The organism is Streptomyces sp. NPDC054961 (assembly GCF_053609145.1).
Window position 1 is genome coordinate 137,600 of the sequence record NZ_JBSGWY010000008.1, and the last position, 26,912, is coordinate 164,511.

At 73.2% G+C, this 26,912-nt stretch carries 20 protein-coding genes and 1 tRNA gene; 9 read left to right on the forward strand and 12 right to left on the reverse strand.

What is annotated here, in order from left to right; translation table 11 throughout:
* Nucleotides 1-48: 48 nt before the first annotated feature.
* The 3 genes from ACWF9Z_RS10930 to zapE all read right to left on the reverse strand — a co-directional run bounded on the left by ACWF9Z_RS10930 (nt 49) and on the right by zapE (nt 3,392).
* The gene (locus ACWF9Z_RS10930) at nt 49-1,620 is read right to left on the reverse strand and encodes an FAD-dependent monooxygenase (RefSeq protein WP_453600140.1); all 1,572 of its coding nucleotides are present in this window, start codon (nt 1,618-1,620) and stop codon (nt 49-51) included.
* 178 nt (nt 1,621-1,798) lie between these two features.
* Nucleotides 1,799-2,227, reverse strand: coding sequence for an OsmC family peroxiredoxin (locus tag ACWF9Z_RS10935; protein ID WP_215022642.1), 429 nt, complete (start codon nt 2,225-2,227; stop codon nt 1,799-1,801).
* 61 nt (nt 2,228-2,288) lie between these two features.
* Nucleotides 2,289-3,392, reverse strand: coding sequence for a cell division protein ZapE (gene zapE / locus ACWF9Z_RS10940; protein WP_453600145.1), 1,104 nt, complete (start codon nt 3,390-3,392; stop codon nt 2,289-2,291).
* A gap of 36 nt (nt 3,393-3,428) precedes the next feature.
* Between zapE and ACWF9Z_RS10945 the strand changes: the two genes are divergently transcribed.
* The 4 genes from ACWF9Z_RS10945 to msrB all read left to right on the forward strand — a co-directional run bounded on the left by ACWF9Z_RS10945 (nt 3,429) and on the right by msrB (nt 6,759).
* Nucleotides 3,429-4,202: a pyrimidine reductase family protein gene (locus ACWF9Z_RS10945; RefSeq protein WP_453600147.1), complete on the forward strand. Its 774-nt coding sequence runs from the start codon at nt 3,429-3,431 to the stop codon at nt 4,200-4,202.
* Between the two features lie 153 nt (nt 4,203-4,355).
* Entirely contained in the window at nt 4,356-4,823 is a 468-nt protein-coding gene (locus tag ACWF9Z_RS10950; RefSeq protein WP_453600150.1) for an indole-3-glycerol phosphate synthase, read from the forward strand.
* A gap of 64 nt (nt 4,824-4,887) precedes the next feature.
* Nucleotides 4,888-6,282 (forward strand): UDP-N-acetylmuramate--L-alanine ligase, encoded by a 1,395-nt coding sequence (gene murC, locus ACWF9Z_RS10955; protein WP_453600153.1) that lies wholly within the window; start codon nt 4,888-4,890, stop codon nt 6,280-6,282.
* A gap of 57 nt (nt 6,283-6,339) precedes the next feature.
* Nucleotides 6,340-6,759 carry a peptide-methionine (R)-S-oxide reductase MsrB gene (msrB, locus tag ACWF9Z_RS10960; RefSeq protein ID WP_453600156.1) on the forward strand — a complete coding sequence of 140 codons (420 nt, stop codon included), beginning with the start codon at nt 6,340-6,342 and terminating at the stop codon, nt 6,757-6,759.
* Here msrB and ACWF9Z_RS10965 read toward each other — a convergent pair.
* The gene (locus ACWF9Z_RS10965; protein ID WP_453600158.1) at nt 6,728-7,138 is read right to left on the reverse strand and encodes a hypothetical protein; all 411 of its coding nucleotides are present in this window, start codon (nt 7,136-7,138) and stop codon (nt 6,728-6,730) included. The two genes, msrB and ACWF9Z_RS10965, sit on opposite strands and share 32 nt — an antisense overlap.
* Nucleotides 7,139-7,601: 463 nt before the next feature.
* Here ACWF9Z_RS10965 and ACWF9Z_RS10970 point away from each other — a divergent pair, with 463 nt between their 5' ends.
* Nucleotides 7,602-9,662: a phosphocholine-specific phospholipase C gene (locus ACWF9Z_RS10970; protein WP_453600161.1), complete on the forward strand. Its 2,061-nt coding sequence runs from the start codon at nt 7,602-7,604 to the stop codon at nt 9,660-9,662.
* On the opposite strand, the gene ACWF9Z_RS10975 is transcribed toward ACWF9Z_RS10970, so the two are convergent.
* From ACWF9Z_RS10975 to ACWF9Z_RS10985, 3 genes are all read right to left on the reverse strand, one after another.
* Entirely contained in the window at nt 9,649-10,416 is a 768-nt protein-coding gene (locus ACWF9Z_RS10975; RefSeq protein ID WP_453600163.1) for a hypothetical protein, read from the reverse strand. The two genes, ACWF9Z_RS10970 and ACWF9Z_RS10975, sit on opposite strands and share 14 nt — an antisense overlap.
* Nucleotides 10,417-10,479: 63 nt before the next feature.
* Complete coding sequence (locus tag ACWF9Z_RS10980; protein ID WP_453600166.1) at nt 10,480-11,631, reverse strand: alpha/beta hydrolase; 1,152 nt, start codon at nt 11,629-11,631, stop codon at nt 10,480-10,482.
* Between the two features lie 156 nt (nt 11,632-11,787).
* Nucleotides 11,788-11,860: transfer RNA gene (locus ACWF9Z_RS10985), tRNA-His, on the reverse strand.
* A 288-nt stretch (nt 11,861-12,148) separates the two neighbouring features.
* Here ACWF9Z_RS10985 and ACWF9Z_RS10990 point away from each other — a divergent pair.
* Nucleotides 12,149-13,222, forward strand: coding sequence for an aminopeptidase P family protein (locus ACWF9Z_RS10990; protein WP_453600311.1), 1,074 nt, complete (start codon nt 12,149-12,151; stop codon nt 13,220-13,222).
* A gap of 105 nt (nt 13,223-13,327) precedes the next feature.
* On the opposite strand, the gene treZ is transcribed toward ACWF9Z_RS10990, so the two are convergent.
* Nucleotides 13,328-15,187: a malto-oligosyltrehalose trehalohydrolase gene (treZ, locus tag ACWF9Z_RS10995; protein ID WP_453600169.1), complete on the reverse strand. Its 1,860-nt coding sequence runs from the start codon at nt 15,185-15,187 to the stop codon at nt 13,328-13,330.
* Nucleotides 15,188-15,299: 112 nt separating this feature from the next.
* Between treZ and ACWF9Z_RS11000 the strand changes: the two genes are divergently transcribed.
* Complete coding sequence (locus tag ACWF9Z_RS11000) at nt 15,300-15,863, forward strand: DUF1707 and FHA domain-containing protein (RefSeq protein WP_453600172.1); 564 nt, start codon at nt 15,300-15,302, stop codon at nt 15,861-15,863.
* An 81-nt stretch (nt 15,864-15,944) separates the two neighbouring features.
* Nucleotides 15,945-16,457: an N-acetyltransferase family protein gene (locus ACWF9Z_RS11005; protein ID WP_453600174.1), complete on the forward strand. Its 513-nt coding sequence runs from the start codon at nt 15,945-15,947 to the stop codon at nt 16,455-16,457.
* A gap of 37 nt (nt 16,458-16,494) precedes the next feature.
* On the opposite strand, the gene ACWF9Z_RS11010 is transcribed toward ACWF9Z_RS11005, so the two are convergent.
* From ACWF9Z_RS11010 to treY, 3 genes are all read right to left on the reverse strand, one after another.
* The gene (locus ACWF9Z_RS11010; RefSeq protein WP_453600177.1) at nt 16,495-17,895 is read right to left on the reverse strand and encodes a M14 family zinc carboxypeptidase; all 1,401 of its coding nucleotides are present in this window, start codon (nt 17,893-17,895) and stop codon (nt 16,495-16,497) included.
* Nucleotides 17,896-18,080: 185 nt separating this feature from the next.
* The gene (locus ACWF9Z_RS11015; RefSeq protein ID WP_453600180.1) at nt 18,081-20,708 is read right to left on the reverse strand and encodes an NB-ARC domain-containing protein; all 2,628 of its coding nucleotides are present in this window, start codon (nt 20,706-20,708) and stop codon (nt 18,081-18,083) included.
* A gap of 238 nt (nt 20,709-20,946) precedes the next feature.
* A complete protein-coding gene (gene treY / locus ACWF9Z_RS11020) occupies nt 20,947-23,277 on the reverse strand; it encodes a malto-oligosyltrehalose synthase (protein ID WP_453600183.1) in 2,331 nt (776 codons plus the stop codon).
* An 82-nt stretch (nt 23,278-23,359) separates the two neighbouring features.
* On the opposite strand from treY, the gene ACWF9Z_RS11025 reads away from it, so the two are divergent.
* A complete protein-coding gene (locus ACWF9Z_RS11025) occupies nt 23,360-24,634 on the forward strand; it encodes an MFS transporter (RefSeq protein WP_453600186.1) in 1,275 nt (424 codons plus the stop codon).
* On the opposite strand, the gene glgX is transcribed toward ACWF9Z_RS11025, so the two are convergent.
* A complete protein-coding gene (gene glgX, locus ACWF9Z_RS11030) occupies nt 24,619-26,733 on the reverse strand; it encodes a glycogen debranching protein GlgX (protein ID WP_453600189.1) in 2,115 nt (704 codons plus the stop codon). The genes ACWF9Z_RS11025 and glgX overlap by 16 nt on opposite strands.
* Nucleotides 26,734-26,912: the final 179 nt, after the last annotated feature.

The window sequence follows — 26,912 nt, forward strand, 5'->3', positions numbered from 1 at the left end:
GCCGGGGGAGCGGCCCGCCCGGGGCCGCCCACCGGGGCGGAGCCCGTGTCAGGCCGCCCGGCCACCCGGCGTCATGGAGCGGACGGCGGCGCTCAGGCCCGGCTCGGCGCCCGGGGCGGAGGTGTGCCCGATGGAGCCGATGTAGCCGTCGGGCCGGACGAGCACCAGGGTGTCCTCGGTGATGCCGTAGAGGGCGAGCAGGGCCGCCTCCTCGGGGGTGCGGGCGGAGGTGTGCGCCACGGCGGTGCGGCGCAGCAGCGGAGCGCCCTGGGCGGGCCAGGCCAGGCGGTCCAGCCCGGCCGCGGCGCGCGCGCCGAAGGCGAGGGCGGTGAAATGGGGGCCCCTGAACAGGTCGAACAGCCGTCCCCGTCCCGGTCCCGCCGCGCCGACGGGGTCCGCGGGGCCGGGCAGGAGGGCGTCGGGGGCGCGGTCGCCGCAGCGCAGGGTGGCGGTCCGGGGGCCGTCGGCCGGGGCCAGCGGACCGCCGGCGACGGAGAGGTACAACTGGTGCTCTTCCTGGCCGCGGGTGAGCTGGCTCGGACGGACCCGGCGCAGGCCCTCGTACAGCTCGCTGGAGCGTCCCAGGACGCGCGCGGCGACGGGCCGGCGCTCGCCCTCGTAGCTGTCCAGGAGCGGCTCGGGAGCCCCGGCCAGCACCTGCTGGAGCTTCCAGCCGAGGTTGTGGGCGTCCTGGACGCCGGTGTTCAGGCCCTGTGCCCCGGCGGGGGTGTGGACGTGGGCGGCGTCCCCGCACAGCAGGAGGCGGCCCCGGCGGTAGTGCTCGGCGAGGCGGACGTTCGGGCGGAAGACGGAGGACCAGGTGACGTCGCGCAGGGTGAGGGAGCGGCTCACGCGGCGGCGCAGGAGGGCGGCGAGGGCGGTCTCGGTGAGGTCGGCGGGTCCGGCGGGGTCCTCGGGACGCAGGTGGAACATCAGCTGGAAGCGGTCGCCGCCGGGCAGCGGACAGGCGGCGACGGTGCGACCGCCCGGACGGGGCCACACGTGCCAGCGGTCGCGGGACAGGCCGTCGACGGCCGCGTCCGCGACGATCATGCGGTCGGTCTCGTCGGTGGAGCCCTCGAAGCGGATGCCCGCGGCCTTGCGGACGGTGGAGGCGCCGCCGTCGGCGCCCACGACGTAGCGGGCCCGCAGGGGCCGGCCGGCGTCGGGCGTCACCACGGCCGTCCCGGCGCCCTGGTCGATCCGCGTGACGCCGGTGCCGAAGGCGATGCGCACGCCGAGGCGTTCGACGGCGTCGCGCAGCAGCGCGGTGGTGGCGTACTGCGGCAGCAGCAGGATGTCGGGGTAGGGGGTGGCGGCGCTCTCGGGAGCGGACCGGTGCATGCGCCAGGTCTTGGTGAAGGGGCCCAGGTGGAGGCCCATCGGCGGATAGGGGGCCCCGGCGGCGCGGGCCCCGTCCGCGATGCCGAGGTCGTCGAACACCTCCAGCGTCCGCGGCTGGATCCCCTTGGCGCGCGATCCCCCGAAGGTCCCCGGCGACCGCTCCAGGAGCCGTACCGCGACTCCGCGGCGGGCCAGGTCGAGGGTGAGGGCCAGGCCGACGGGCCCGGCGCCGACGACGATCACATCGGCGTCCACGGTCGCGTTCGTAGCGTTCACTGCGCTGCCTTCCGTTCGGTGCGTCACCCACGCGGTAATAACGGCAACACTGTATCCATAATTATCGCCCAGGACGGCCGCGCGCGGATCCGGCCCCGCACGCACCCCGGCCCCGGAGGCGGAGCCTCCGGGGCCGGGACGGTGGAACGGGGTGGCGGCGGTACGGCGCCGCCGGGGGTCAGACGAGGGTGGCCGTCAGGGTGATGGTCGTCCCCGTCAGGGCCTGGCTGACCGGGCAGTTCTTCTTCGCGTCCTCGGCGGCGGCGACGAACGCGTCGCTGTCCAGGCCCGGGACCTCACCCTCGACGGTGAGGTGGATCCCCGTGATGCCCTTGCCCGGCACGAAGGTGACGGCGGCCGAGGTGGTCAGCTTGGCGGGCGGGTTGCCCGCCTTGGCGAGGCCGTTGGAGAAGGCCATGTTGAAGCAGCTGGAGTGCGCGGCGGCGATGAGCTCCTCCGGGCTGGTGCGCCCGTTCGCCTCCTCGTCGGTCCGCGCGGGCCAGGAGACGGGGTAGCTGCCGAGGCCGGACGAGTCGAGCGTGACGACGCCCTTGCCTTCGAACAGGTCGCCTTCCCAGACGGCGTGGGCGTTGCGTGTGGCAGCCATGGTGGATCCCTTCACGGAAGTGGAAACGGCCGGCCCGGAAAGCGGGCCGGCGTTCCCCAACTTACTGGGACACCAGGGGCTTCGCGTCGCGTGCCAGGGCGGTGAGCCGCGAGATGGCCCGGAAGTACTTCTTGCGGTAGCCGCCGTTCAGCATCTCGTCACTGAACAGTTCGTCGAAGGGGACGCCGGAGGCCAGGACCGGTACCTCGCGGTCGTAGAGCCGGTCGGCGAGGACCACGAGGCGCAGCGCCGTCGACTGGTCCGGGACCGGGCCGACGTCGGTCAGGCAGACGGCCGTGATGCCGTCGGTCAGGGCCCCGTAGCGGCTGGGGTGGACCCGGGCCAGGTGCTCGAGGAGGCCGGGGAAGTCGTCGAGGCTCGCTCCGTCGGTGGCGTACGCGGCCTTCGCCACCTGCTCGTCGGAGAAGGGCGCCGGGGCCTCGGGCAGGCCGCGGTGGCGGTAGTCCTGGCCGTCGATGCGCAGCGGCCGGAAGTGGGCGGAGAGCCCCTGGATCTCCCGCAGGAAGTCGGCGGAGGCGAACCGGCCCTCGCCGAGCTTGCCGGGCAGGGTGTTGGAGGTGGCGGCCAGCGCCACGCCCTGCTCGACCAGGCGGCTGAGCAGGGAGGAGACGAGGACGGTGTCGCCCGGGTCGTCGAGCTCGAACTCGTCGATGCACAGGAGGCGGTGTCCGCCCAGGGTCTGCACGGTCTGCTGGAAGCCGAGCGCGCCGACGAGGTTGGTCAGCTCCACGAAGGTGCCGAAGGCCTTGAGTGCGGGCTCGGCCGGGGTGGCGTGCCAGAGGGAGGCGAGGAGGTGGGTCTTGCCCACGCCGTAGCCGCCGTCGAGGTAGACCCCGCGCGGGGCGGTGGGGGCCATCGGCTTCTTCGCGAACCAGCGGCGCTTGCCCGCGCCGGTGGCGTGGGCGCCGCCCAGTCCCGCGGCGAAGCCGGCGAGGACGGAGACGGCCTCGGACTGGCTCGGCTGGGCCGGGTCCGGGTCGTAGGTGTCGAAGCGCACCGAGTCGAAGCGCGGCGGCGGCACCATCTCGGCCACCAGCCGTTCGGCGGGCACCCGCGGCTCACGGGCGCACAGGGACTGCGGTCCCGCGTCGGCTATCGGGGGCCGCCCGGAGGCTGACGCTGAGGGCGAGAGTGATGTTGACACAGCTCATCACTCTACGGGGCGTGGCACACTGCACCGATGCGACGCCTGTTCCCTGTGACCGATCAGACATCAGCAGACCAGACCGACCGGGAGTGGTCGCTGGACGAGCTCGCCGAGGCGTACGCGTACCCCTCCCTCGGCCCGGACGGCCACTGGACCCGGGCCAACATGGTGTCCACGCTCGACGGCGCGGCCCAGCACGACGGGCGTTCGCAGCCCATCTCCGGCGAGACCGATATGAAGATCTTCGGCACCCTGCGGGCGCTGGCCGATGTGGTGGTCGTCGGCGCGGAAACGGTTCGCCAGGAGGGGTACCGCCCCGCGCGGGCCCGGGAGGCCTTCGCGGACCGCCGCGCGGCCTCCGGCCAGGGGCCCGCCCCCGCCATCGCCGTGATCACCGCCAGCCTGGAGCTGGACTTCTCGCTGCCCCTGTTCACCTCCCCGCTCGTGCCCACCCTGGTGGTCACCGGGGCCGCCGCCCCGGCGGGGCGCGTGGCCGAGGCCGTCAAGGCCGGGGCCGAGGTGGTGGTGGCCGGCGACGGGACCGCGGTGGATCCGGCCCGGGCCGTACGGGAGCTCGCGGACCGCGGGCTGCGCCGCCAGCTCACCGAGGGCGGACCCCGGCTGCTGGGCCAGTTCGTGGCCGCCGACGCACTGGACGAGCTCTGCCTGACGATCTCGCCGATGCTCACCGCCGGCGACGCCCAGAGGATCTCCGGCGGGCCGTCCGTCACGGTTCCGCACCGGCTCGCGCCGGCCTGCGTACTGGAAGAGGCCGGGTTCCTTTTCACGCGTTACCGTCGGATCTGAGGCAAGAAGCGGAATTTGTTGTTCCGCTTGGCTTCCGCGGGGCAGATGACTGGGCAGGTATATCCGCGCAAGGCTCCGTGCGACAGCGGGGCAGGATGGTTTCCGCAGGGGCCGCCGGCCGGCCGGCCCCGGCCCACGAAGGAGAGGGCGTCCGTGTTCACGAGCGTTTTGATGATCGAGCAGCCGCTGACCCCGGTCGACGTGGACTTCGTCACGACCCTTCACGGAGACGAGTCGGTCTCCTTCGTCGTCCTCATGCAACCCCGCGGCGACCGTGACCGGCTGCTGCGCGCCATCGACGACGTAGCGCTCGGTGAGCTGCCCGAGGCCATCCGCGAGGGTGACGAACCGGAGGGCGACGCCGCCCGGGGACCCGCCGAACTGGCTCTCGAACACTCCCTCGCGTCGCTGCGCACCAAGGGCGCCAAGGCCGTCGGGCAGATCATCGAGGACCACCCCCTCGACAAGCTGAAGGCGGTGGTGGACGAGACCGGCGCCGACGAGGTGATCGTTCTGACCGCCCCGCACTACGTGGAGGAGTTCTTCCACCGGGACTGGGCTTCGCGGGCGCGGCACAAGGTCGGCGTTCCGGTGCTCAAGCTCTTCGCCCACAAGGAATAGGGTGGGCAGCAGCCGGACCGCCGTGTCCGGCTGCCCGCACGCACTCGAACCTGGAGCTACCTGAATGAAGCCCGGCCTGCCGACCGCCATGGAACGGCCCCACTTCATCGGCATCGGCGGCGCCGGCATGTCCGGCATCGCGAAGATCCTCGCGCAGCGCGGCGCGAAGGTGGCCGGCAGCGACTCCCGTGACTCCGAGACCGCCCAGGCGCTGCGCGTCCACGGCGCCACGGTCCACATCGGGCACGAGGCCGGTCACCTCGCCGACGACGCCACCTGCGTGGTCGTCTCGAGCGCGATCCGCGCCGACAACCCGGAGCTGGCCCGCGCCGCCGAGCTCGGCATCCCGGTCGTGCACCGTTCCGACGCCCTGGCCGGCCTGATGGACGGCCTGCGGCCGATCGCCGTCGCCGGCACCCACGGCAAGACGACCACCACCTCGATGCTGGCCGTCTCCCTCTCGGCGCTGGGGCTGGACCCCTCGTACGCCATCGGCGGGGACCTGGACGCCCCCGGCTCCAACGCCCACCACGGCGAGGGCGACATCTTCGTCGCCGAGGCCGACGAGAGCGACCGCAGCTTCCACACGTACACGCCGCAGGTCGCGATCATCCTCAACGCCGAGCTCGACCACCACGCCAACTACGCGTCGGTGGAGGAGATCTACGCGTCCTTCGAGACCTTCGTCGGCAAGATCCCCGACGGCGGCACCCTGGTCATCGCCCACGGCCAGGCCGGAGCCGCCGAGATCGCGGGCCGGGTCCGCGGCAAGGACGGGCTGAACGTCGTCACGTACGGCGAGGAGCCCGAGGCCGACGTCCGGATCGCGAAGATCACCCCGCGCGGCCTGACCAGCGAGGTCACCGTCGTCATCGACGGCCGGATGCTCACCTTCACCGTCTCGGTGCCCGGCCGCCACTACGCGCACAATGCCGTCGCGGCCCTCGCCGCCGGTGTCGCGCTCGGCATCCCGGCGCACAACCTGGCCTCCGCCCTCGGCAAGTACACCGGGGTCAAGCGCCGCCTCCAGCTCAAGGGCGAAGCGGCCGGCGTCCAGGTGATCGACTCCTACGCGCACCACCCCACGGAGATGACCGCCGACCTGGAGGCCATCCGCGGCGCCGCCGGGGACTCCCGCATCCTGGTCGTCTTCCAGCCGCACCTCTTCTCCCGCACCCAGGAGCTCGGCACGGAGATGGGCACGGCCCTCGCCCTCGCCGACGCCTCCGTCGTGCTCGACATCTACCCCGCGCGCGAGGACCCGGTCCCCGGGATCACGAGCGAGATCATCATCGACGCCGCCCGGGCCGCGGGCGCCGACGTCACCCCCGAGCACGACAAGGACGCCGTCGCCGACGTCATCGCGGGAATGGCCAAGCCCGGCGATCTCGTTCTCACCATGGGTGCGGGCGACGTCACGGACCTCGGGCCGGTCATCCTGGCCCGTCTGGCGGGCTGACGGGCCCCGAGCGGTGCCCGGTCGGTTCCGAGTCGGTTTCGAGGGAGCGGGAGAGTCATGTCGTACGAGGTAGAGAAGACGGACGAGCAGTGGCAGGCCGAGCTGACCCCGGCCGAGTACCAGGTGCTGCGCCTGGCCGGTACCGAGCCCGCCTTCCGCGGTGAGTACACGGACACCAAGACCGAGGGCGTCTACGCCTGCCGCGGCTGCGGCTCCGAGCTGTTCCGCTCCACGGAGAAGTTCGAGTCGCACTGCGGCTGGCCGTCCTTCTTCGACCCGAAGGACTCCGACGCGGTCGAACTGAAGGCGGACGTCGCGCACGGCATGGTCCGCACCGAGGTGCTCTGCGCGACGTGCGGCTCCCACCTGGGCCACGTCTTCGAGGGCGAGGGCTACCCGACGCCCACGGACCAGCGCTACTGCATCAACAGCATCTCCCTGCGGCTCACCCCCGCGGGCGGGACCGCGGGAGCCTGAGCGGAGCGGCGGCCCGCCGGTCCGCACGGCTCACCGGAGCCGGGACGGCCCGCCGCGGCAGCCAGTCCTGGATCTCCGGGTCCGGCAGGCCGGCGCCGGGCACGGGGGAGAACCCGCCGAGGCACGGCAGGAGCCGGCCCGGCGGGTTCCGTGCGTCCGCGCGGAGCTGGTGCTCGGCGGCGGCGATGGCCCAGGGCCGGGTGCGCCGGCAGTCCAGAAGGGCGCTGCGCGGCGCCCACGGGGCGGTGCCCCCGGAGAGCCGGTCCACTGCGTGGGCGACGTCGACCGCACCACGCACCGTGCGAAAGGCCCGGAGCACGTCCAGCTCCTGCCGGGTGAACCCGTCGCGGCCCCTGCGGACGGCCTCCTCGAGGACCACGAGGATCTGATCTCCCGGATGCGTACGGCGTCCTCGGCGGCGGCCCGGTGCGGATCCCGGTAGGCCTTGCCCGTCTCGCCCTGCCATCCCGCCTCGATCCGGTCGGCGAGCGCGTCCGTGCGCCGCACCTGGCCGTCGAGGTGTCGCCGCACCGCGTCCAGGCCGGCATCGCGTGCCACGGCCGCCGCCTCCCCTCGCTCGCTCCGGCCTCACGACAACGCCGACACGCGTGCCCGTGAGGCGAGTTGACGCAGCCGGGGCGGGTGTGCGGCACGGGACGAAAGGCGATCCCGGAGCCATGAAACGCCCTACGAGGTCTTCCGTTCTCCAGGTGTACGGCCCACTGTCACGCAAGCAATGCCGACCGGTACCCCGGGGCCGCTGTCCTTGGGGCGCCCCGGGCGCTGCCGCACAGCTTCCCTCCAGCCCCGCACCGTCTCACCCCGCAGAGGTCGTCGACACCATGGCAGAACTGAACCGCCGCAGGTTCCTGCAGATAGCGGGCGGCTCGGCCGCCGTCGCGATGCTGAACGAGAGCATCGCGCGCGCCGCCGCCATCCCGGCGCAGGGCAGCACCGGAACGATCCAGGACATCGAGCACATCGTCGTGCTCATGCAGGAGAACCGTTCCTTCGACCAGTACTTCGGCTCGATGAAGGGCGTACGGGGCTTCGGCGACCCGCGTCCGGTCCTGCAGGACAACGGCAAGTCCGTCTTCTACCAGTCCAACGGGGTGAAGGACGTCCTCCCCTTCAACCCGCAGGTCAACGACCTCGGCATGCAGTTCGTCGAGGGCCTCAACCACGACTGGGCCGGAGGCCACGCGGCGTACAACAACGGCAAGTACGACAAGTGGGTCCCGGCCAAGACGGCCACGACCATGTCGTACATGACGCGGAACGACATCCCGTTCCACTACGCCCTCGCCGACGCCTTCACGGTCTGCGACGCCTACCACTGCTCCTTCATCGGCGCCACCGACCCCAACCGCTACTACCTGTGGTCGGGTCACACGGGCAACGACGGCGTCGGGGGCGGCCCGGTCCTCGGCAACCAGGAGGCCGGCTACGGCTGGAAGACCTACCCCGAGCGCCTGGAGTCGGCCGGGGTGTCCTGGAAGATCTACCAGGACATCGGCGACGGCCTGAACGCGGCCGGTTCGTGGGGCTGGATCAGCGACGCCTTCCGGGGCAACTACGGCGACAACTCGCTGCTGTACTTCAACGCGTACCGCAACGCCCAGCCGGGCAGCGCCCTGTACGAGAAGGCGCGGACGGGCACCAACGCCAAGGCGGGCGAAGGCTACTTCGACAAGCTGCGCGCCGACGTGGTGAACGGCACCCTGCCCCAGGTCTCGTGGATCGCGGCGCCCGAGGCGTTCAGCGAGCACCCGAACTGGCCGACGAACTTCGGCGCCTGGTACATCGCGCAGGTGCTCGACGCGCTGACCGCGAACCCGGCGGTATGGGCGAAGACGGCCTTCTTCATCACCTACGACGAGAACGACGGCTTCTTCGACCACGTCGTGCCGCCGTACCCGCCGGCCTCCTCGGCCTGGGGCCTGTCGACCGCGGACGTCACCAAGGACCTCTACGCGGGCGGCGGCGGGTACGCGGCCGGCCCCTACGGGCTCGGCCCGCGCGTCCCGATGATCGTGGTCTCCCCCTGGAGCAAGGGCGGCTACGTCTGCTCCGAGACCTTCGACCACACCTCGGTGATCCGCTTCATGGAGAAGCGGTTCGGGGTGCAGGAGCCCAACATCTCGCCGTGGCGGCGCGCGGTGTGCGGCGACCTGACCTCGGCCTTCGACTTCAGCAGGGCCGACGCGTCCCCGGCGGCCCTGCCGCCCACGGCCGGGTACCTCCCGCGGGACCACAACGCCCACCCGTCCTACCACCCGGTCCCGCCGGTCACGGGCACCCTGCCCAAGCAGGAGGCCGGCGCCAAGCCGACGCGCGCGCTGGGCTACGTCCCCTTCGTGGACGGCAAGGCCACGGTCTCCACGGGCCAGTTCACCCTGACCTTCTCCTCGGGGCCCTCCCTCGGCGCCCACTTCCACAGCACCTCGGGCAACCGCACGGACGGCCCGTGGCCCTACACGGTCGAGGCGGGCAAGACCCTCGCCGACACCTGGAGCACGAGCGGCTCCACCGGCAACCAGGTCAACCTCACGGTCTGGGGCCCGAACGGCTTCCTGCGCACCTGGAAGGGCCCGGCGAAGAAGGCCGGCCCCGAGGTCACCGCCCGCCACGACGGGACCTCCGGCAACCTGGTCCTGTCCCTGGCCAACGGCGGCACGACGGCCGTCAACCTGACCGTCACCAACGCCTACGGCGGTTCGGCCCAGACCTTCAAGGTCAACCCGGGCGCGACGGTCCCGTACACGGTGGACCTGCGCGCCACGGCCCGCTGGTACGACGTGAAGGTCGTCTCCGACGCGGACACCACCTTCCTGCGCCGCTTCGCCGGGCACGTCGAAACGGGCGCCACGGGCGTCTCGGACCCGGCGATCAAGACCGTCTGACCCGGTCGTCCGGTACGCGCAGCAGCCGCCGTTCCAGGACCGGGAGGTCCTGGGGACGGTGGCTGCGGGCGTGCCGGAGCAGGAGGTCGCGGGCCGTGTCCGGGACGCGGCGGCGCTTGGGGTGGCGGGTGGTGAACTCCTCGCTCGCGAAGAACCGCACGGCCGCGCCGAGTCCGTCGCGGTCGGTCTCCCGGACCGCCCACGCCAGGTCCGCGGTGGCGGCGCCCACGAGCAGGCGCCGAGGAGCCAGCTCCGCGAGGACCGAGGCCGCGTCCGTGGGGGTCGCGCGTACGGCGCCCTGCCAGGAGAAGGCGGCGGACAGCCGGATCCCGGCCGGCGGCGCCGGATCCCCGCCGAGGGCCAGGGCCCGCGCGTAGGCGCGCAGCGGCTCCGGGGCGTCGGCCGCCCACCGGGCCCGGTGCCGGGCCGGGATGCCGTCGGACGCGCCCGGATCGAGGAGCCGGGAGAGCGGCCCGGGCCGGTGGGGCGGGACGTGGCGGATCGCGGGGTCGCCCGGGTGGTCGAACGGGTCGGCCTCGCCCTCGCAGCAGGTGAAATCGATGTCGGAGCGGGGCGGCGCCCCCCGCTCGGGGGACCGCTCGGGGACCTGCTCGGCGGGCCAGACGGCGAGGACCTCCGCGAGCTCGCCCGCGTCGGTGATCTCGTAGCGCGACGGGTGGTGCGGGTGAGCGTCACGGCTTGCCCCGTCGCGGACCCGGACGCACCGCACGGCAACGGATGGTGTCGGTTTCACGGTCCGATCGTAGGGCCGGCGGGCAGGACGTACGGCGCCATTTCGAGGAGCCGGGGCGGGGGGTCAGGGCGGGCTCAGGCGGCCCACCAGCCACTCCAGTGCCGCCGGGACCTCGCGGGACCAGGTCTCGTCGCGGCCGCCGCGGTCCAGGACCATCGACGACACCCGGGCGGGCGGCCGCACCGCCTCGATGAACTCCTGCGTCCGCGCGTACGGGTCCCCGCCCGCCCGGCCGCTCGCGACCAGGAGGGACACCGGCGGCTGCGGCAGGTTCCGCAGCCGCCACAGCAGGTCGTTCTCCTGCCGGTAGCGCGGGTCGCCCCCGAACAGGTCGCCCGTGGCCGCGTCCTTCGCCGCCGCGTAGGAGGCCGACAGCCCGGCGGCCGCCCGGTACGCGTCCGGCGTGCGCAGGGCCAGCTTCAGCGCGCAGTAGCCGCCCACCGAACGGCCCATCACGCCCCACCCCCGGGCGTCGCGCGTGAGCCCGTAGTGCGAGGCCACCGCCGCGCGCAGGTCCTGGGCGAAGAAGGTCTCCACCCGGGGCCCGTCCGGCACGTCCACGCACTGCGTGTCCCTGGGGGGCGCCACCGTCGGAGTCGTCAGCACCAGGACCGACGGCCGCATCCTGCCCGCCCGCACCGTGTCCAGCGCCAGCCGCGGGTAGCGGAACAGGTCGAGCAGCACCCGCGTCGTACTCGGGAACCCGCTCATGACCAGCACCACCGGGAACTCCTCCCGCCGCCGGGCCGTGGCCGGCAGGTACTGGGGCGGGAGGTACACGTAGGCCTGCGCCGACAGCCCGCTGTGCGCCCCGCGGAGCGTGACCGCCTCGACCCGGCCGATCACCGCCGGGTCGTCCGAGCCCTCGTACCGCCAGGAGCGCGTGCCCCGCACCAGCAGCCCGTCCCGCCCCGACGGGTCCGTGCCCGCGGGCGCCGGCCCGTCGAGCCGGGAGGACCGCAGGTCGCGCCAGGAGCCGTAGAAGCCGTACGAGGAGTTCACCGCGAGCAGCAGCGGCACCCCCATGGTCAGGGTGATCGCCAGTTGCAGCCCGGCCCGCCCCAGCACCGCCCGCGCACCCCGTCCCGCGAGCCGGGGCCACAGCCACACCGTGCCCCCGAACACCGCGGCCGCCAGGAGGACGGCCAGGAGCAGCGCCGGGGTGCCGGCGATGCCGAGGGACACGGCGAGGGCGACCCGGATGTCGCTCTTCATGGCGCCGATCCTGCCAGGACGCGTGGCGCCCGGCACGGCGGCGCGGGCGGGCGCGGGTGGGGGAGGGGGGCGGCCACAAGGGCGGGGAGAGGGCGGGGAGAGGGAAAGCCCGTAGGGGGTACGAGGAGAACCTCGTACCCCCTACGGGATCAACAGGGTGAGTGACGGGACTTGAACCCGCGGCCACCTGGACCACAACCAGGTGCTCTACCAACTGAGCTACACCCACCACGACGGGCGGCGGAACCACCCGGTCGATGTGCATGCACAGCATAGCCGATCAGCGCGGTCCTCCCGCGACGCCTTATCGGGCGGCACCACGGGGCGGCCCGGGGGGACGGCGTCCGTGCCGGGCTCCGGTCCGGCGCGGCCCCTGCCCTCCGCGCGCGGCTCACGGCAGGATCCCCGTATGGACCACGATTCCGATCACGAGGCCGTTCGCGGGCCCGCTCAGGACCGCTCCCACGACCGCTCCCACGACACCGATCCCTTCACGGCGGCCGACTACGCCGCCCGGATGGCCGCCGCCGCGCAGTCCGCCGCCGACGCGGGCCTGGCCGGTCTGCTGATCTCGCCCGGGCCCGACCTGACCCACCTCACCGGCTACCGGCCCGTCGACACCGAGAGGATGACCCTGCTCGTCCTCGCCGCCGGCCAGGAGCCCGTGCTCGTCGTCCCCGCGCTGGAGGCCCCCGACGCGGCGAAGGCGCCCGGCGCGGGTGCGCTGACCCTGCGCGACTGGACCGACGGGAAGAGCCCGTACGCCGCCGCCTCCCCGCTGCTCGACGTGGCCGGGCGCTTCGGGGTCAGCGACAACACCTGGGCGCTGCACCTGCTGGGCCTGCAGAAGGAGTTGCCGACGACCTCGTACGTCTCGCTGTCCGACGGGCTGCCCATGCTGCGGGCGGTCAAGGACGAGCGCGAGCTGGCCCGGCTCGCGGCCGCCGGAGAGGCCGCGGACGCCGCGTACGCGCAGATCCTGCACGTCCCCTTCGCCGGCCGGCGGGAGAGCGACGTCGCCGCCGACCTGGCCGCGCTGCTGCGCGTCCACGGCCACTCCCAGGTCGACTTCACCGTCGTCGGCTCCGGTCCCAACGGCGCCAACCCGCACCACGAGGCCGGCGACCGGGTCATCCGGCACGGGGACATGGTCGTCCTCGACTTCGGCGGGCTCAAGGACGGCTACGGCTCGGACATCTCCCGCACCGTCCACGTGGGCGAGCCCACGGAGGAGGAGCAGCGGGTCCACGACATCGTCCGCGAGGCCCAGTTGGCGGGCGTGGCGGCCGCCCGGGCGGGCGCCGCGTGCCAGGACGTGGACCGCGCGGCCCGTGCGGTGATCACCGAGTTCGGCTACGGCGAGCAGTTCATCCACCGCACCGGCCACGGCATCGGGGTCACCACGCACGAACCGCCGTACATGATCGAGGGCGAGGAGCAGCCCCTCCTCCCCGGCATGTGCTTCTCCGTGGAGCCGGGCATCTACCTTCCCGGGCGGTTCGGCGTCCGCATCGAGGACATCATCACGGTCACGGAGAACGGCTGCCGCAGCTTCAACAACGCCTCGCGGGAGATGGCGGTCGTCGAGTAGGACCACGGCCCGCCGGGACCCGGGGCCCGCCCCGGGTCCGCTCCGGCCGGGACCCGGCTCCGGCCCGGTCCCGGCCGGCCGGAGCGGACCCCCGGGCGGCGGGCCTCACGAGCCGAGGATCACCACCGACTCCGCCGGCACGTGGACCCGCCCGTCGGCGTCCGGGTGCGCGACGGGGATCCAGGCGGCCAGCACCCGTACGCCGTTGCGGCCCAGCGCGACCGTGGCCGGCTCTCCGGCGAGGTTCACCACCACGCGGATGTCGCCCCGGCGGAAGGTCAGCCAGCGGCGCTCCTCGTCGTGGGCGGTGCGGATCGCCGCCAGATCGGGATCGCGCAGGTCGGAATGGGTGCGGCGGAGCGTGATCAGGGTGCGGTACCAGTCCAGCAGGCGGGCGTGCGGCTCCTGGCCGGGCTCGGACCAGTCGAGGCAGGAGCGGTCCCGGGTCGCGGGGTCCTGGGGATCGGGGATCTCCTCGGGCTTCCAGCCGTGCTCCGCGAACTCGCGGCGCCGGCCCGCCCGCACGGCCTCGGCGAGCTCGGGGTCGGGATGGTCGGTGAAGTACTGCCAGGGAGTGCCCGCGCCCCACTCCTCGCCCATGAACAGCATCGGCACGAACGGCCCGGTCAGTGCCACCGCCGCCGCGCACGCGAGCAGTCCGGGGGAGAGGGAGGCGCCGAGCCGGTCGCCCAGGGCCCGGTTGCCGATCTGGTCGTGCGTCTGGGTGTAGCCGAGGAACCGGTGCGCGGGGGTGCGGCCGCGGTCCAGCGGGCGGCCGTGGTGGCGGCCCCGGAAGGAGGACCAGGTCCCGTCGTGGAAGAAGGCCCGGGTCATGGTCTTGGTGAGGGCGCCGAGCGGGGCCTCGGCGAAGTCGGCGTAGTACGCCTGGGATTCACCGGTCACCGCGCAGTGCAGCGCGTGGTGGAAGTCGTCGTTCCACTGCGCGTGCAGACCGATGCCGCCGGCCGCGCGGGGGGTGGTGGTGCGCGGATCGCACTGGTCGGACTCGGCGACCAGGAACAGCGGCCGGCCGGTCTCGGCGGCCAGCGCGTCGACGGCCGCGGCCAGTTCCTCCAGGAAGGTCAGCGCCCGGCCGTCGGCGAGCGCGTGGACGGCGTCCAGCCGGAGCCCGTCGATCCGGTAGTCGCGCAGCCAGGCGAGGGCGCTGCCGAGGAAGTACGCGCGGACCTCGTCGGAGCCGGGCGCGTCCAGGTTCACCGCGGCACCCCAGGGGGTGTGGTGGGAGTCGGTGAAGTACGGCCCGAAGGCGGGGAGGTGGTTTCCGGACGGGCCGAGGTGGTTGTGGACCACGTCCAGCACCACGCCGAGCCCGGCGGCGTGCGCCGCCTCCACGAACCGGGCCAGCCCGGCCGGGCCCCCGTACGGCTCGTGCACGGCCCAGGGCGCGACCCCGTCGTACCCCCAGCCGTGGCGGCCGGGGAAGGAGCAGACCGGCATCAGCTCGACGTGGGTGACCCCGAGGGCGGTGAGGTGGGGGAGACGGCCGACGGCCGCGTCGAAGGTGCCCTCGGGGGTGAAGGTCCCGATGTGCAGCTCGTACAGGACGGCGTCCTGGAGGGCCGTGCGGGGAGCCCCGACGGGGGCCGCGGGCGCCAGCGCCTCGAAGTCGACCACCGCGGAGAGGCCGTCGGGGCCGTCGGGCAGGCGGCGGCCGCGGGGGTCGGGCCGTACGGGCCCCGGGGTGCCGTCCGAGCCTTCGCGCGGGTCGCCGCCGTGGCCGGGGCCGCGGCCGGCGTCGTGTCCGCCTCCGGGGGCGTCGCCGGGGTCCTGGCCCGTGTCCGCGCCCAGCACGAACCCGTACCGGGAGCCGTCGGCGGCCGGGGCGTCCACGACCCACCAGCCCTCCCGGTCCGGATCGCGCGTCATCTCGTACGCGGCCCCGTCGAGTCTCAGTCCGACCCGGCCCGTCAGACCTGTCAGCGGTGCCCACACCTCGAACTTCACGGACGGTCCCCTCGTCTCGCGGCGGTACCCCAACCTGCGTGTCCGGGCCATCATCCCCGGCGCGGCGGGGGAGTTCTGGACACTCTGCCCCCGGCGGGCCGACAATCACCCTGTGACGTCCAGTTTCGAGTTCCCCGCCTACCCCGTTCCGCGCCTGTCCGACGCCGAGCGGGACAGGGCGCTGAGCCAGCTCAGGGAGGGCGCGGCCCTCGGCAAACTGTCGCACGACACCTTCCTGCGCCGCATGGAACTCGCCCTCGTCGCCCGCCGTTCCGAGGACCTGGCGGTGCTCACCGCCGACCTGGAGGGCCGGCAGGGCGCCGAACACCCCTGGACCCGCCGCCTGTTCGGCTTGGTGGGCCGGGCCTCGGCGGTGTCGGTCGGCGTCCGGCGGGCCTGGGCCGCCGAGAAGCTGCCCAAACTGCTCCTCCCGCACCCCAGCGCCCAGCCGCTGCGGATCGGCCGCGATCCGGGCAACGGGCTGCGGCTCAGCCACGAGACGGTCTCCCGGGCGCACGCGGAACTGAGCATGAAGGACGGGGTGTGGGTGGTCACGGACCTCGGCTCCACCAACGGGACCACCGTGAACGGGCGCCGGGTGACCGGCTCCGCCCTCGTCCGGGACGGCGACCAGATCGGCTTCGGCCGGATGTCGTTCCGGCTGTCGGCTTCCTAGCGGGGTCCACCGCCGGGTCCGGACGCGAGGGCCCGGGACCCGGGTGGAGGGCGTAGGGGCCCGGCGCGGAGGATGGCGTCCATGACTCGCATGGAACACGTCCCCGCCGCGGCGGCCCCGGAGACCGGAGCCGCCCCATCCGTCGTACGACCCGCGCGCCCCGGGGACCTGTCCCGGCTGATCGAACTCATGCGCGCGCACATGGTGTACGAGAAGTCCGAGCCCCGGCCGGCCGGCCTCGCCGACCGGCTCGGCCCCCTGCTGTTCGCCGAAGCGGCCCGGCTGTGGGTGCTGCTGGCCGAGACCCCGGACGGCGAGGTCGCCGGATATGCCGCCTGCTCGGCCCAGTTCTCCTTCTGGGAAGCCCGCGAGTACCTCCACATGGACTGTCTCTACCTCGCCGAGGAAGCCCGGGGCCACGGCCTCGGCGCCGCCCTGATGGACGCTGTCCGCGACCTGGCCGGCGAGCTGGGCCTCGGCCACGTGGAGTGGCAGACGCCCGACTGGAACGAGGGCGCGATCCGCTTCTACGACCGGCTCGGGGCGACGAGCCTGCCGAAGCTCCGGTACACGCTGGTGACGGCCGCCGAGTAGAGCGGGCGTCCCGGCCGGGCGACCGCCGGCCGGGCGGTCACCTGCCGGCCGCCACGAGGCGCTCGTAGGCCGCCAGGACCACGCGCGACTGGTGCTCCACCTGCGTGGCCACCGGGACCCAGCGGGCCTGGAAGCGGGCCGCGAACTCCTCGCACCACCCCGTGACGAGCCGGTCCACGGCCGGCGCCGCCGGATGGTCCTGCGCGCGCAGCACCCGCAGGAGCATCGCGGCGGCGCGCAGCGACAGCCGGCGGCCGAAGGCGTCGATGCTCCCGACGTAGGCGGCCGTCGCTTCGGCGGGGGCCCCGGGGCCCGTCCACTCGAGGGCGATGCGGGGGATCAGCGCGAGCGTCCAGTCCACCGCGCGCAGCAGGGCGTCGGCGGCCGGATCCGTACCGCCCGCCGCGGCCTCCCGCACAGCGGTCACCTGCGCGGCGTCGGCCGTGAGCCGGGCGGCGAGCACGCGCAGGGCACCGCGCGGGTCGGGGTGCGGGGCCGGATCGTCCACCAGGTCCGAGGCCCACATGGGGACTTCGACGATCGCGGTCGTACCGGCGTGGCGGTGGGCGCGGTACCAGGTGCTCAGACGGGTGTCCTCGGGAGGGTTCGCCGGGACGGCCGTGGCGGCCGGGATGTCCCCGGCGTCCCCGGTGTTCGCGGCGGCCGGGTCGTCCGGGGCGTCCGGGTCGTCCGGATCGGGCATCACGAAGATCCCCGCCCCGGGGGAGGGCCAGCCGGACGCGTCGGACGCGCTCGTCTCCACCGGGATGCGCAGCTCGGCGGCCGACGCCCCGAAGGGCTCGGCGAGGCCGGGGATGTCCCGGGTGAGCTGCACCCAGGAGCCGCCGAGATCGGTGCCGTGCAGGGAGACCTGGAGGGCGGGCCGGAGCTCGTCGATGAGGTGGGTGAGGGCCAGGGTCTCCGGGGGGAGGCGGTCCGGGGGCAGTAAGGACGGCGCCCACTCGGGCTGTTCGGGTCCGGGTGGTCGGAAGAAGTTCCGGTGGTAGTCGAGGAGCGAGAGGGGGCGGGGCGTGCGGTGCAGGGCCGCGCCGTCGGGGTCGGCGCAGAGCAGGAAGTGCCAGGTGGTTCCGGTGGGGGGCACGCGGATCAGGTGCCGGGCGAGCGCGAGGGCGGTGGCCCCGCCGACGGGCTCGTTGGCGTGTGCGCCGGCGACGACGAGCACGTTGGGCGTGGCTGCCCCCGCCCCTGCCGCCGTCCCCGTCCCCGTCCCCGTCCCTGCCTCCGCCTCTGCTTCGGCCGTGGTCGTTGCCGTCGCCTCGGTCGGGGACCCTACGGAGAGCACCCAGAGCGGCTCCCCCGCCCGGGAGGTGCCGGCCTGGCGGAGCCGGACGCGGTCGGGGTGCTCATCGGCGAGCGCGCGGGCGGCGAGGGCGAGTTCGTGAGGGGTGGGGTAGCAGATGTCACGGATGAGGGTCACAGGTGATCCCTTTCCCGTGGGGGGTGCGGGCTAGGCGTCCCGGGTGGCGTTGCGTGGTCGTCCCCGCCTCCGGAGCCGGGAACCGCCACGCGCCGCGGAAGGGCGCGAGCCCCGGAGGCGTGCGCCGTCGAAGGCCGGGCCCCGAGGCGCCGGAGCCCCTCGGGGACCTTGTGCGCGCGCCGTGTTCACACGGCCTCCGGCCCATCGCTCAGCCTTTGGTCCAGCTTCGAGAGATGGGGATTGGTGGGCTCGCGCTGGAGCCCCATCCGGACGACTTCGGCAGCCCGTGTCATGTCCTTCGAGGCGATGTGAAGCCAGGCGAGCCTGCTCAGCTCCGTGGGAGTGGCTTCGCCGATCCGGGCCTCCATGAGGCGCACGATACTGGCGATGATCATGCTCTTCGAGTCCGGGTCCAGACTGAGGGCCTGCTGCTTCTGGGCGTGCGCGAAGCAGCTGGCGGCGTTCGCGATCTCGGAGTACTCGCCTCCCGGGACCTCCGCCAGGTTGATGCGTGCGTTCAGCTCCTGGAGGAGGTCGCCCAGCTGGCGGTTGATCTCGATGAGCTTGCGCCATCCGTCGAGATCGTCGCTGTTCTTCTCCAGGAAGCGCACGATGCTCCGGCGCGCCTCGCGCAGGTCCTCCTCGCCGGGGCTCTCGAGGTAGAAGTCGGCGATCCTCAGCCAGGCCGGGGCGTAGCGCTCGGCCACGTACTCGAGTGCGCGCATCTGCGTCCTGTAGTCCTGGCCGGACTGCCTCCTGGAGGCGATGACGCGGACCATCCGCTCCACTCGGGGACCCATCCCCTTCGCCACGTCCGTCGCCTGCATGGGGCCGAACTGCTGGATCAGTTCGGTGTCGGCGATGACCAGCGGCCGGAAGGGGCTCACCTTGAGCTTGCTCTGGCCGAAGACGGTGGCCGTCATGGGGGTCCTGATGAACTCGTCCCCGCCGTCGTCCGTGATGACTTCGATCATCGAATAGCGTTCCAGCTGGTCGAGCGCGTCGTCCACGTCGATGGACTCGTTCTGCGGCCTGATGAGGGCGGCCTCCAGGGCCAGACGGGGAACGAGCGAACGCCAGTTGGCCAGGGTCAGGAACACCCGCTGCGCGGCCGGGGTGAGGACTCCGTAGGACCGCTCGAAGAGGGCGCGCAGGGAGTCCTCCTTGTTGAGGAAGAGGCGCTTGACGGGCACCGCCCGCCCCTCGCGCTTCGTGTCTCCCAGGAGGATCTTGGCGAAGTAGGGATGTCCGTCCGTTTCCTCGTACAGCGAGTCGATGTAGCTGTGCGTCATCAGGCTCTCGATCCCGAGCTTGCGTGACGTGGTCATCACCAGGTCCTCGAACTCGCCCCTCTTGAGTCCTCGGATCTCCACCGGGAAGTCGGCCTTGAAGTCCCGCATGCGTGTGGTGATCAGCACCTTGTTCGGGCAGCGCACGCACGCGTCGATGAACTGGTACAGCTCCAGCGGGTGCGACGCCGTCTCGAAGTTGTCGAACACGAGGAGGAGCCTCTTGTCCTCGTCGCGCTCGGCCATGCTCGCGGCCAGGTACTCCGCCGGTTTGAACCCCTTGACCTGGGACTCGGCCGGGTTCATCAGCGAAACGAACTGCTTGGCGATGTCCTCCTTGGAGAGGACCGCGGGGCGTACCGGCTTGGGGCCGGTGGCGAGGAGGTCGATGTCCCGGGCACTGAACCACAGGATGGCGAAGTAGTCGCCGTCCAGCGCGAGCCGGTGCAGCACCTCGAGCGCCAAGGACGTCTTTCCGATCCCGCCGCGGCCCACCAAGGTGACGACGGGGTGCCGGTCGTCCTTCAGGAGGCCGATGACTTCTTCCTCGAGGTCCGGCCTCTTGATGTATTCGGCCAGGCTCGGGGGAACGTTCGCGAAGGACCGGCCTTGGAGGTCGAGGTTCGGCAGGCCCTCGGTTTCGCTGGCCGGCAGCGCTTCCGGAGGGGTCTGGAAGTCCGCGGCGTCCCGCCTGATCCTCACGTCCGAGATGTAGGAAAGCATTTCGAACGTCGGCGCCGCACCCTCGCGGTAGCCGCCGTTGGCGACAAAGAAGTCCAGGGCGTCGACATCGCTCCCGACGAGAGGGAGCGGCTTCAGTTCGGAATCGAAAGCGATATAGGCGCCGTCGTCGTACGTGTGCTCCTTCTCCGACTTCAGATAGGAGAACTCCGACGCGTCACCCCCGATGGCGGTGACCCGGTACTTTCCGGAAAGGTTGCGGTGGAGGTAGACCCAGGGGGCCGAGAAGATGGAGGAACCCGTGATGATGGAAAGAATGGCCTGCTGGAGGTGAGGGGCGGACGCCGAGCATTTCGAGGTCGTGATCGCGCCGTGGCCCCGCGTCCTGTTCCGGAGCGCCGCGAAGCTCTTCACCCACCACTGCAGGTTGGCCTTGCGCGGGGCGGCCTCGAGATCGGCGTCGATGACCCGGCCGGCCTGGCTCAGGGCGTCGATGGCCACGCGCTGCCAGGACGCGTGGCCGTGCGGGAAGTTCTCGGTGAACTCGCGGGCGAAGGGACGGGCGGTGCTCACGATGTGGGCGCTGGCCGGTCCCGTGAGTACCTCGCTGAGCGCCCTCGACCATTCGCCGATGCCGTCCGCCCGGACGAGTTGGTAGGCAATCTTGTACCGCTGCCGGTCGCGATCGTTCTCCACGCCCGCGAGCAGGGCGGACGTGGTCAATTTTATGACGAGCTCGCCCAGCAGCATGAGGTCGTGAAAATAGGCGGTATCCGAATCCTGCCTGCTCTGATCCGCGCGTTCCCACATGCGGTTGAGGATTTTGGAATCGAGAGAGTGCACAGAATGCCCCTTGCCGCACTTATCGTGCCGACGCATGCAGAGACGGGTCATCCTATGGCTCTGACTGGGGGTCAGCAAGCCGCTTTGCGCACCTTCCGGGGATAGATATATCCACCCCGATGGGCCGCTCGCGCGGAGCGCCCGCCCGCCCGTTCGGCGCGTGCCGTCAGGGCCCCCGGCGCACCGCCACGGGCGCCGGGAACGCGCGGATCGTGGCGGTGCGCCGGCTGCGGCCGCGCTACTCCTCGCGCCGCAGGACGGCCACGGGGCGGGTGGCGTCCAGGAGCTCGGACAGGCGGACTTCCCCCGACAGCGGGGGCGCCGCGTGGAGGAGGGAGCGCCAGCGGCCCGGGGGCAGGCGGAGGGCCGTGTCGCCCCAGCCGCCCGCCAGCGCCAGGCGGTGGGACAGCCGGGTGGCCACCGCCAGCAGGGCGGGGGAGCGGGTGAAGGCGACGCAGTGGTCCGCCGCCGGGCCCCGGGCGGCCAGCGGGGCGTAGCCGGTGAACAGCTCGGGCCGGCTCCGCCGCAGCCGGAGCAGCGTCGCGGTGAGGGCGAGCTTCTCCTCCGCCGTGCCGCGCGGCGCCGCCCCCGCGTCCAGCCGGGCCAGGGCCGCCCCGGGGAACTCGGCGGGCCGCCGGTTGTCGGGATCCACCAGGGCCCGGTACTCCGTCTCGCAGCCCTGGTAGACCTCCGGCACCCCGGGCATCGCCAGGTGCAGGAGCGCCGCGCCGAGCACGTTCGCCCGGGCCGCCGCCGCGAGCGGCCCGGGCAGCTCCGGGGCCGCGGCGGGCACGTACCGCGTGAGCGTGGCCTCGTACGCCGCGTCCTGCTCGGTCCAGGTCGTGTGCAGGGCGGCCTCGCGGACCGCCTTCAGCAGGGCCTGCTCCAGCCGCTCGGCCCGCTCCGGTCCGTCGTCACCGAGGCCCAGCGCCGTCTGCCAGGCTACCCAGGCGAGTTGGGGATCCGCCCCGTCCGCCCCGTCCGGCCTCTCCGGTCCCCCGTCCGCCCCGTCCGTCGTGGGGGGCCTGAGCCCCGGTTCCTGCGACAGCACCGAGATCCGGGCCCGGACGTCCGCGCTGCGCTTGGTGTCGTGCGTGGTCAGCACCGTCCCGGTCGCGGGCCACCGCCGGTCCAGCTCGGCGCAGTACGTGTGGAACCCGGCCGGCGTGACCGCCGGGTTCCCGGGGTCCCCGCCCACCTCGGTGGCCGACAGCAGCGGGGCGTAGCGGTAGAACGCCCTGTCCTCCAGGGACTTGGCGCGCAGCGCGGCGGAGGTCTGGGCGAAGCGGGCCGCGAAGACGGGATCGAGGAGCACGAGGTCCCGTACGCCGGCCACCGCGGCCGGCCCCGAACGCGCGGCGGCCGCCGCCAGCGCCTCGGGCGAGAGCTCCCGCTCGCCCGGGTAGGGGCGGTAGACGGGGTAGGCGATCAGCAGCTCCCGCACGGCGGGCGCCCGTGCCGGTCCGGCCAGCCGCTCCAGCGTCGCCAGCTCGGCGGCCAGGTCCCCGGTCAGGACCTCCCGCGCGCCCGCCCCGGCGGTCGCCGTCCACGACGGCTGTCCGGTCGACTCCCGGAAGCCGTCGGCGAGTTGCTCCGCCCCGGCCGGGTCGGTGAGCACCCCGTCCACCCGGTACAGCGCGTCGTACCCGGTGGTCCCGGCCACCGGCCAGGAGTCCGGCAGCCGCTCGTGGCGGGCCAGGATCTTCTCGACCACCACCCAGCAGCCGTCCCCGACGGCCTCCCGCAGCCTGCGCAGGTAGCCCTCCGGGTCGGCGAGCCCGTCGACGTGGTCGATCCGGAGTCCGGCCACCACCCCGTCCCGGACCAGCTCCAGCACCTTGGAGTGGGTGGCGGCGAAGACGCCGGGATCCTCGACGCGGACCCCGATCAGCTCCGAAATGGTGAAGAAGCGCCGGTAGTTGAGGCTCGTCCTGGCCTCCCGCCAGTACGCCGGCCGGTACCACTGGGCGGCGAGCAGCGCCGCCGGCTCCAGCTCGGCCGTGCCCCGGCGCAGCGGGAACTCCAGCTCCCCGATCCGCAGGACGGCCCGGTCGCCCCGCCCGTCGACCTTGAGCTCCCCCGGATCCAGCGGCTCGCCGAGCACCGGCAGCAGCAGCTTCCCGCCGCCCGCCTCCCAGTCGATGTCGAACCAGTGTGCGTACGGCGAGTCCGGCCCTTCCCGGGCCACCTCCCACAGCGGCCGGTTCAGCCGGAGGGGCGCCGGCACCGCCATGTGGTTGGGCACGATGTCGAGGACGAGGGCGAGGCCGTGCGCGCGGGCGGTGGCGGCCAGCTCCCGCAGTCCGCCCTCCCCGCCGAGCTCGGCCCGCACCCGGGTGTGGTCGGTGACGTCGTACCCGTGGGCCGATCCGGGCACGGCCTCCAGCACCGGGGAGAGGTGCAGGTGCGACACCCCGAGTGAGGCGAGGTACGGCACCACTGCGCGGGCGTCCGCGAAGGTGAACTCCGGGCGCAGCTGTAGTCGGTAGGTCGCCGTCGGGGTGCCGGCAGACGGAGCATCGGATTCCGGTGCGTTGGATTCAACGCCTGTGTGCGCGGGCTGGCTCATGAGAACGTACGTACCCAGGATGCCGGATTCCGTGCCATGACCCAATGCATCCGGGTGACTGCACCGGGTTAACGTGACGCAGGTGTTCGGAACCGTCACCACCTATCGTCACGTCATCGCCCTGACCGGGCCCCTTCTCCCGATCGTCTCCTTCCTCGCCCGACTGCCCGTCGCGATGTCGCAGTTCGGAAGCGTTCTGCTGGTCGCGCAGACCAGTGGATCCCTCGCCACCGCCGGCATCGTGGGCGGCACGCTCTCCGCCGGACAGGTGGTCTTCGGGCCCGTTCTCGGACGGCTCGCCGACCGCCACGGACAGCGTCCCGTCGTCCTCGGCGCCGCCGCGGTCAACGCCGCCGCGACCGCCGCTCTAGTCGCCGGGGCCCTCGCGGACCTCGCCACCCTCCCGCTCGCCGCGCTCGGCGCCGTCACCGGCGCCTCCGTGCCGCTGATCGGACCGCTCGCCCGGACCCGCTCCGTGGCCCTGGCCCACCGCGCCAAGGCCGGCGAGAGCGTCGTGGGCGCCGTCCACTCCCTCGAAGGAACCCTGGACGAGGTCTCCTTCGTCTTCGGTCCGGCCCTCGTCGGCCTCGCCACCCTCGTCCTGCACCCCGCCGTCGCCCTCGGCGGCGCGGCCGGCCTCGTCGCCGTCTTCGGAACCCTCTACGCGCTCCACCCGACCGCCGCCGTCACGGCCGGGGTGTCCGCGCGGGTCCGCGAGGAGAAGGAGCGGTCCCGGGTCCGGCCGCCCCGCGTCGTGTACGCCGTGCGCGGCTCCCTCGCCCTCCAGGGCGCCATGTTCGGCGCCTGCCAGGCCGGGATCGCCGCCCTCACCGCGGAGTTGGGCGTTCCCGGCCAGGCCGGCATCGTCTACGCCGCCATGGGCGTGGTCAGTGCCGTCGTCGGCCTCTCGCTCGGTGCGCTGCCCGCCCGCTTCGGACTGCGGCTGCGCTGGCGGGTGGCCACGGCCGCCGCGCTCGCGCTCTCCCTGCCGCTGCTCCTCACCGACACCCTGGGGCCGCTGTACGCGGTGGTCACCGTGCTCGGGGCCGCCTACGCCCCGCACCTGATCACCGCCTTCGCGCTCACCGAGCGGGCGGTCGAGCCCTGCCGCCTCGCCGAGGCCATGGCCTTCGCGGCCAGCTCGCTCGTCGCCGGGCAGGCCGCCTCGCTCGCCGTCTCCGGGCGGCTCGCCGAGTGGTACGGGCCCGCCTCGGCCTTCGCGGTGGCCGTGGGGGCGGCCGCGCTGTGCCTGGTCCTCGCCCTCGTCACCCGCGTGCCGGCCGCCCGCACCCACGCCCCGGCGGCGCCCGCCCCGGATCCGGGCGCCCTCCCGGGCGCCGCCTACGCCGGGCGCTGAAGCACCACCAGACTCCGCCCGGGCAGCGTCACCCGGTCCCCGGCCGCGTACTGCGGCCCGGTACCGGGTGCCAGTACGTCCGCCCGTGCCGTGTCCACGACCAGGCGCCACTGCGCGCCGTGCCCGGCCGGGACGGTGAAGTCCTGCGTCTCCGCTGCCGCGTTGAACATCAGCAGGAAGGAGTCGTCGGTGATCCGCTCACCACGGGTGCCCGGCTCCGAGATCGCCTCCCCGTTGAGGAACACGGCCAGCGCCCGCGCCTGCTGCGCCTGCCAGTCGCGGGCCCGCATCGGCTCGCCGTGCGGGGTGAACCAGGCGATGTCGGACAGGTCGTCGTGCGTCCCCTCCACGGGGCGGCCGTGGAAGAAGCGGCGCCGCCGGAACACCGGGTGCTCGCGCCGCAGCCACACCATCTGGCGGGTGAACTCCAGCAGCGCGGGCGCCGGTTTGCCGGGCTCCGGCCAGGTCACCCACGACAGGTCGTTGTCCTGGCAGTAGGCGTTGTTGTTGCCGCCCTGGGTACGGGCGAACTCGTCGCCGTGGCTGAGCATCGGCACGCCCTGCGACAGCATCAGCGTGGCGATGAAGTTGCGCATCTGGCGTTCGCGCAGCTCCCCGATCTCCGGGTCCTCGGTCGGCCCCTCCACCCCGCAGTTCCAGGACCGGTTGTGGGTCTCGCCGTCCCGGTTCCCCTCGCGGTTCGCCTCGTTGTGCTTCTCGTTGTACGAGACCAGGTCGTTCAGGGTGAAACCGTCGTGGCAGGTCGCGAAGTTGATGGAGGCCAGCGGCCGGCGCCCGTCGTCCTGGTAGAGGTCGGAGGAGCCCGTCAGCCGTCCCGCGAACTCCGCGAGCGTGCGCGGCTGCCCGCGCCAGAGGTCCCGCACCGTGTCCCGGTACTTGCCGTTCCACTCGGTCCACAGCGGCGGGAAGTTGCCCACCTGGTAGCCGCCCTCGCCCAGGTCCCAGGGCTCCGCGATCAGCTTGACCTGGCTGACCACCGGATCCTGCTGCACCAGGTCGAAGAACGAGGACAGCCGGTCCACCTCGTGGAACTGGCGGGCCAGCGTGGCCGCCAGGTCGAAGCGGAAGCCGTCCACGTGCATCTCGGTGACCCAGTAACGCAAGGAGTCCATGATCAGCTGGAGGACGTGCGGGGAGCGCATCAGCAGCGAGTTCCCGGTGCCGGTGGTGTCCATGTAGTGCCGGGGGTCGTCCGCCAGCCGGTAGTACGAGGCGTTGTCCAGGCCGCGGAAGGACAGCGTCGGGCCCAGGTGGTTGCCCTCGGCGGTGTGGTTGTAGACCACGTCGAGGATCACCTCGATGCCGGCCTCGTGCAGCGCCCGTACGGCCGACTTGAACTCCAGCACCTGCTGGCCGCGGTCGCCCGAGGCGTAGCCGTTGTGGGGGGCGAAGAAGCCGATGGTGTTGTAGCCCCAGTAGTTGCTCAGCCCGTCGTCCACCAGCCGGTGGTCGTTGACGAACTGATGGACCGGCATCAGTTCGAGCGCCGTCACGCCGAGCTTGGTGAGGTGCCCGATGACCGCTGGGTGCGCGAGCGCCCCGTACGTGCCGCGCAGCTCCTCGGGAAGGTCCGGGTGGCGCATGGTCAGGCCCTTGACGTGGGCCTCGTAGAGCACGGTGTGGTGGTACTCGTGGCGGGGCGGCCGGTCGTTGGCCCAGTCGAAGTAGGGGTTCACCACGACCGAGCTCATGCTCTTGGGGGCCGAGTCCAGGTCGTTGCGGGAATCGGGGCGGCCGAAGTGGTAGCCGTACACCTCCTCGCCCCACTCGACGCTGCCGGCGACGGCCCGCGCGTAGGGGTCCAGGAGCAGCTTCGCCGCGTTGCAGCGGCGGCCGCGCTCGGGCTCGTACGGGCCGTGCACCCGAAATCCGTAGCGCTGACCGGGCATGACGCCGGGCAGATAGGCGTGCCGGACGAAGGCGTCGGTCTCGCGCAGCTCGACGGCGGTCTCCGACCCGTCGTCATGGAGCAGGCACAGCTCGATGCGTCGGGCGGCTTCCGAATAGACCGCGAAATTGGTGCCGGCGCCGTCGTACGTGGCGCCGAGCGGATAAGCCTGTCCCGGCCAGACCTGCATAGATAACGACTCTTCCGTTCTGTGTCGGGGTGATCCGGCATGGACCGCGTCACTGCCAGATCTTCCCCGAAAGAGGGGTCTCACGCGGGGACTTGGGGAGGGTCCTACCGGGTGACCCGGACAGCTGATAGGAGGGTCAAGGGACAATGGGGAGGTCAGATGATGCGCGCATCGGATAA